7 protein-coding genes are annotated in these 6,379 nt (G+C 42.8%); all 7 read left to right on the forward strand.

The features are described 5' to 3' along the window. The first annotated feature begins 151 nt into the window (after positions 1-151). Positions 152-1,264, forward strand: a complete 1,113-nt coding sequence (locus PHR02_RS12575; protein ID WP_299992540.1) for a hypothetical protein — start codon at positions 152-154, stop codon at positions 1,262-1,264. Between the two features lie 70 nt (positions 1,265-1,334). Beyond that, entirely contained in the window at positions 1,335-1,793 is a 459-nt protein-coding gene (locus PHR02_RS12580; RefSeq protein WP_299992541.1) for a hypothetical protein, read from the forward strand. Next, positions 1,790-2,869, forward strand: a complete 1,080-nt coding sequence (locus PHR02_RS12585) for an FtsX-like permease family protein (RefSeq protein ID WP_299992542.1) — start codon at positions 1,790-1,792, stop codon at positions 2,867-2,869. The genes PHR02_RS12580 and PHR02_RS12585 overlap by 4 nt, the downstream gene beginning before the upstream one ends. Next, entirely contained in the window at positions 2,866-3,498 is a 633-nt protein-coding gene (locus tag PHR02_RS12590; RefSeq protein WP_299992543.1) for an ATP-binding cassette domain-containing protein, read from the forward strand. Before PHR02_RS12585 ends, PHR02_RS12590 begins: the two co-directional genes overlap by 4 nt. Next, positions 3,476-5,020, forward strand: a complete 1,545-nt coding sequence (locus PHR02_RS12595; RefSeq protein WP_299992545.1) for a cbb3-type cytochrome c oxidase subunit I — start codon at positions 3,476-3,478, stop codon at positions 5,018-5,020. Before PHR02_RS12590 ends, PHR02_RS12595 begins: the two co-directional genes overlap by 23 nt. Then, a complete protein-coding gene (locus tag PHR02_RS12600) occupies positions 5,017-5,970 on the forward strand; it encodes a hypothetical protein (protein ID WP_299992548.1) in 954 nt (317 codons plus the stop codon). The genes PHR02_RS12595 and PHR02_RS12600 overlap by 4 nt, the downstream gene beginning before the upstream one ends. Continuing rightward, the coding region (locus tag PHR02_RS12605; protein WP_299992549.1) for a YceI family protein at positions 5,967-6,379 on the forward strand (413 nt) is incomplete at its 3' end. The genes PHR02_RS12600 and PHR02_RS12605, both read left to right, overlap by 4 nt.

Raw genomic sequence — 6,379 nt, forward strand, 5'->3', positions numbered from 1 at the left:
ATACTAAACACTTTTTAATGCGTTAATTTTGTTGATGATAATTCCACTACATAAAACTGCTTTCACATTTCAAAAGTATCTTATGGTAAAAAATAAGGTAAAATGATGATTGGTGTTTGCAAGATACCTTAATTTGCACAAAAAGAGTTTTATGCTCACGATTAATGAAACGGTCATTCCTGATGGCGATACAGAACTTGGCGATAATCTTTTATATTACGATTATAATATTGATCATATTCTTTCGCTTGAAGCGAAGGGGCAGACGATCGAGGATGAAGGGTATATTAGTGCTTTTCGCTCCTTTGAGGGGGAAGTGTATGAGAACTATATCTACGAAAAACTTCTCCGTTATGCCGCTAATGAGCCCCAAATTAAAAGTTTTATCATTAAAGGCCCCCATAAAAACCGAACGAGGGCGATGAGTGATGCTCTCTCGGTGAGTTGGAAAGGTCAGATTATCTATCGCGCCCGCCACAAAGAGATTGGCGAATTTGATGGTCTGTTGTTTACCGACAAAGAGCTTTATTTTGTTGAAATGACATTAGTGAAATCGGTAAGTAATCTCAAAAAAAGACTTCGAAAAAAACGAGCATTGCTAGAAGTGCTGTTTCCCCGTTATGAGGTGAAAGCTCTGCTGGTTTTAAATGAAGGGGCAACGGGTACGTCAGATTTACCTTCGTACGCATCGGTTTGGATAACGAAACCTTACAGCGCGCGCCATATTTTAGATCGTCTTAGCGCTAAATCACCGCGTGCCCCTATGATTCGGATTGAAAGTTCTAAAATTGCCCACGCTGAAGAGCTCAAAATTTCTGCTTTTAAATATTATGCGACACTTTCGTGGATGCTTCGCTCTCTTCGCAATAAAAATCCGATTGATCTCGATTTCTTTCGACGACCGGCGACACAGCGTTATCACGATATTTACACGAAAGTGTACGTCGGCTATATGAGCGTGGACGATTTTAAAATCCTTGCACCGGATTTGAGTTGGAACGCCTCAAATGCTTCTCGTGTCGTCGTAGCCATTGAAAAAGATCACTCTGGCGGCTATTTCCTGACCTATTTTATCCGTCACAGTTCAAAAAAACTTGATAATGTAACCCTCTCTGCTTCTGGCAGCAAAGTAGCGAAAAAAGATCCGTTTGGAATTACTCTCACAGAGATGAATCATCTCGACAAAGTGATGGACCAGAATTTTGCGATTACTTTGGATCAGCACGTAGAACTTTCTAGAATATTGGCTACTTTAACTCATTAGTATTTATTAACCGTTAATTATCCTTTTTTCTCTTATACTTTCGTCACTTCATTAGGCATAAGGGATTATTATGAAAAAGGTTATCATTTTGATGTTGGCTGCGTTCACTCTATGGGCGGCTCCTTACAAAGTGGGGCAATCGGTTATGCCCCTCGATTTGAGTGATCAACACGGTAAAAGAGTCACGCTAAAAGTGATGCCGAAAACACTTATAATGGCGTTCGAAAAAGGGACAGGGGCAACGGTGAATGAATATCTCACCGTGCAGGAGAAAGGGTATTTAACTAAACATAAAGCAGCTTTTGTCGCTGATATCAGTCAAATGCCAAAATTTATCACTGAGAGTTTTGCATTGCCAAAAATGCGTAAATATACCCATCGCGTTCTTTTGATCCAAGATGAAGAGCAAGGGCTCAATTTTCCCTATCAAGAGGGCAAAATCACCGTGATGAAATTTCGGGGAAATTTTCTCACAAAAATCGATTTTATTGAGAACACATCCGAACTCAAAAAAGTGATTGAGCAGTGATTACACCGCTCAAAGCACTCCGTAAAAACCGTTTTAAAACTTCCCTCATTTTTGTTAGTATGAGTGTCTCTATCGCCGCGATCTTTTTGATCAGTGCGATATCGGGAGGGGTAGTGAGTATGTACAGTGCCATGCTCAAAACCGATGGAGATATTATCGTCACCCAAAAAGGGATTGCCGATACCTTTTTCAGTGACATTAACCGATCTCTCAACGACACCGTGATGAACATGGTTGGAGTTAAAGAGTCCAGCGTGTTGATTCTGGGTGCCGCTCCGGTCGATACTCTCCCTATTGTGGGGATTTATGGGGTGAGTGAGAACCGTTTTAAGAGCTATTCGCTCAAACAAGGATCAATCCCCTCGCAAGGCGAAGTGATGCTCGGATCGAAAATCTATGAGACTCTGAAACACCCTAAAACAGTGACACTCTCGAAAAAAGAGTTTCGAGTGAGCGGGGTATTTAAAAGCCGTATCGGATTTGAAGATGGCGGTGTCGTCATGAACCTCGTTGATGCGGGAGAGCTGTTTCATAAAAGTGCTTCGATTTTTTTGGTTAGCTTGAATGATTTGAGTCAAAGTGACGCAGTCCTCAAAGAGGTTAATCTTTTAAGCAGTGAGATTGAGGCCAAAACTACTGAAAATTTTATCGATTCGTACAATCAGTTTAAAATCATCAAAACGAGTTCGGATGTTATCGGGGCGATGGCATTTTTGATGGGAATATTGGGGATTGTGAGTATGATGAGTATGGTGGTGAGTGATCGTAAAGCCGAGTTTGGGATTATGCGCTCTATAGGGCTTTCATCGAGTACTATTATATTTAAACTTTTAAGTGAAACACTGATCATCGCATTAGCGGCATACGCAGTGGCACTTGGAACCTCGTTTGGAATCTTGGAACTGATTGAAAATGCTGATAAGTTTCAAGGCTACATCAATGGTGAAATTACCGTTACACTGATGATCAATGTTTTAATCGTTTCGGTGGTGATGGCTTTGGTAGGGACTTTTTTACCGGCATTTTATGCCTCACGTATTGATCCGATGAGTTTGATCCAACGAGGTGGTGCATGAAAATCGAAGCACTAGGAATTGAGCACTTCTACGGACATGAAAAAGTGTTGAATGGTGTCGATATTACTATCACACCAGGGAGCTTTACCGCCATTATCGGAGAGAGCGGAAGCGGTAAAACAACCCTTCTTTCAATCCTATCAACACTCTTGCAACCGACCTTTGGAAATGTTCAATATGATGGTAAAATCCTGAGTGAATTGGGAAATATTGACCGATTCCGTCGTACTAATATCGGGTTTGTGTTTCAATTTCATTATCTAATCTCCTATTTGACCTTACGTGAAAATATTGCGTTGGGAGCGATCGAGGAGAGTCGTGTTGATTCGTTATTGGAATCACTGGGAATCTCCAATCTCTCTCATCGCTACAGTGATGAGGTCTCAGGTGGAGAGCGTCAGCGTGCCGCCATCGCCAGAGCGTTGGTAAATGCCCCCTCGGTTGTATTTGCTGATGAGCCAACAGGGAATTTGGATAGTAAAAATGCTCTTGGGGTGTATGAACTCTTTAGAGAGTTTTCTCTCCAAGGGACAGGATTTGTCGTAGCATCGCACGACAAAAAGATCGCCGATTATGCGGATGTAATTATAGAGATGGAGGACGGCGTTGTTAAAAAAGTTTATAAATGATGAACTTCCTCTCGCATTGGTGTGGCTGATTCTCGGACTATTTGCAGGACTTGTTTATGCGCTTGAGATGGTGGGGTTGGATGGTTCGATGACCTTGCTCTCTCCTGAGCGTGCACGGTCGCTTCATATATCCCATATGTTGTACGGATTTTTCCCGCTGATGCTCTCTTTGCTCCCTTTTGCACTGTTTCAAAAAGAGGGGGTTTTATCCGAGAGTGCTATTGAGCATTTACGTCGTTACTTCATTGTGTGGAACCTCTTTTTACTCTTTATGTCTATGGCATTGCTCTTTGGAAATATTCGGGGGTTGCCGTTTTACGATTTTCCCTATCAGCTGAATTTCCTCCTTGCTTTTAGCGGTCTGTTTTATCTTCTAGCTCTCGTTGATGCACTGCGTCGTTACGAGAAGCGTCCTCTGTGGGTTAATGTATCGCTTCTCGCGGTGATCGCCGCACCTATCGCTTTGGTAGTGCTTATGAACCCACAGTACGGTCAGGTGGAGCAAACGCTCGTCGGACCGCATGGTGATAATACATTGGGGATGAGTTTTACACTGATCCCAATCTATTATTTACTAATCAAACTAGTAGCCACGCAAAAGTTTAAACCGCGATGGCACTGGTTGTGGATTGTCCCGTTAGTGGGGTATGTCCTCTCACTCATCATTCGTAACTTTTTCCATAATCTGAGCTACAACGAAGAGTGGTTTTTTCAGTATCTAACCCTCCTTTATCTCCCACTGTTATGGGTATGGCTCCGTGATGCGGGGGTGAGTTTTAAAACGAATCCCTATCTGATCCTCTCGATATGGGCGTTTGTGTTTGTGGATGTACAAGGAAATTTCCTCTTTATCCCCGAAATACGTGCATTGATTCATCGTAATGATCTCGTGGTGGGGCACGCGCATATCGCAATGGGGCTTGGGGTGGCGTTTATGGCGCTCGCCATTTTGCACCATCTTTTGCCGAACCTTTTCCGTCGAGTTTATGCGGTACTCTGGACAGCACTGATGGCACTGATGGCACTTGCTCTCACAATAGCGGGGATCATTGAAGCGGGAGGCTTTAGCGGAACCGTAGAGCTTTATTTAGGAACTCGTGCACTGATTGGTGCATTGCTTGTGGGGATGATCGTGTGGATTACCTATGAGAGAATTAAATTCAAACTTGATTCGCCGTTAAAACTCTATCATTTGAGCGGATTTTTGAGTGATGCAGGGGGTGGGGTGATCCTCATCCTCGCGGGTGCGACATTATTTCCACTGTTAGGATTTGGATTTAGCGGAACTTATGAGTACATCGTCTTTGCCTTTATGATCGGGACGGGGTTGGCACACTGGTATGGGCTTCAATATGATCCGTACCGCTTTGGCGAATTTACCGCATCGGTGCGCGCTGTATGTGCATCGGTCTTTGTGGCTTTGTATATGGCAGGCTCACTTGATGGGATCGCCCTTTTGGTAGCGTTGTACGATGCTGGCTTTGCACTGGTGTATTGGTTGTTCTTGCGAGGCAGAGTGTGAATCTTCTCGTTATCGTCCTTAGTTCACAGCTTTTGTACTATCTCCTCATCGCTCAAACGGGGGTTGTTGGGGCATTTGATTCCCATATTCATGATCTTTATACTCTCCCTATCGGCGGAGTTATTGGAGCGTTACTTAGTGCTTTGTGGCGTCATCACAGTTTCAAGCAAGAGCTTTGCTTTTTGTTTGGGATACAAATGATAATTTCGTGGTTTTATCCTAACTATTCACTGGGGATGTTATTGGCGCTTGGGTTTGTTGTAGGGTATACAACCCCCTTGCTTCTCTACATTTTTGGCTCGCAAGGGAAATTGCAACTCTCCTTAGGATTGGCAATTTCGTATGCGATCGGGACGGCACTCTATACGTATCCATTTGTGGAACGTGATGATATTGCTGTTGTTTTACCTTTAATTTCGGTTGTTGCATTACGCTTTGCACAACTGAAGCACGTTGAGTATCGAGAACACCTCCAATTTCCATGGAAGCTGGTAGGGGTTATGATGTTGTGGATTTTTGCCGATTCTGCCCTTTTTGAGACATTGAGTCGATCGGGAGATATGGATATCTGGAGTAGGTATACCCTTCTCATTATCACTTCCCATTTGGCAGGAGTTTACCTCGCGTATCGTTATGGAGATGGGTTAGTGAAACATAGCCCGATTATTTTAGGACTGTTTCTGGTGAGTTACCTACTCTTTTGGATAAAAGAGCCGTTATTTCTCGCCGTTATCTATCCGGTTGTCATTTCATACTATAATGTGTTGTTATTTTATAAGCTGATTCAAATGAGAAATATTCGCACTATAGCTCTCTCTATGATTGGGGTAGGGTGGATTGCCGCATCAGCGGCGAATGTGGTTGCATTAGAACATCAGCTGTGGATAGCTGCAGTTATTTTGGGGCTTTTTGCCTTACTATATCCATTTTATTTTAGGAGAATTTCATGATTAAATTAAGTATAACGGCACTGTTACTAGCGGCCTCGGTTTATGCCGGAAATTTGTCTTTCGAGTCGGGAGTGATTAAAGCGCATACGGAAGTATTCGGTGATTCAAGTATTGATCCTGTCTTTAAAAAAGCGACGTCACACCTCTCAATGGGGGATTTGGCAACATCATTACGAGGTAGTATGGATGTGAGTATTGCCGATTTTATGAGTGATAACTCAAAACGTGATACAAATATGCATGAGACTATGGAATCTGATAAGTTTCCTAAAGCCTCTTTTGAGATTAAAGAGGTTATTGCCAAGGGAGGCGACAATGTAATTCTCAAAGGTACTTTGAGTATGCATGGTGTTACAAAACCTCTTAGTTTTGAGGGGAGTGTCAATGAAGAAGGATCTAAAGTTCGTAT

This window comes from Sulfuricurvum sp. (assembly GCF_028688295.1).
Lineage (GTDB): Bacteria > Campylobacterota > Campylobacteria > Campylobacterales > Sulfurimonadaceae > Sulfuricurvum.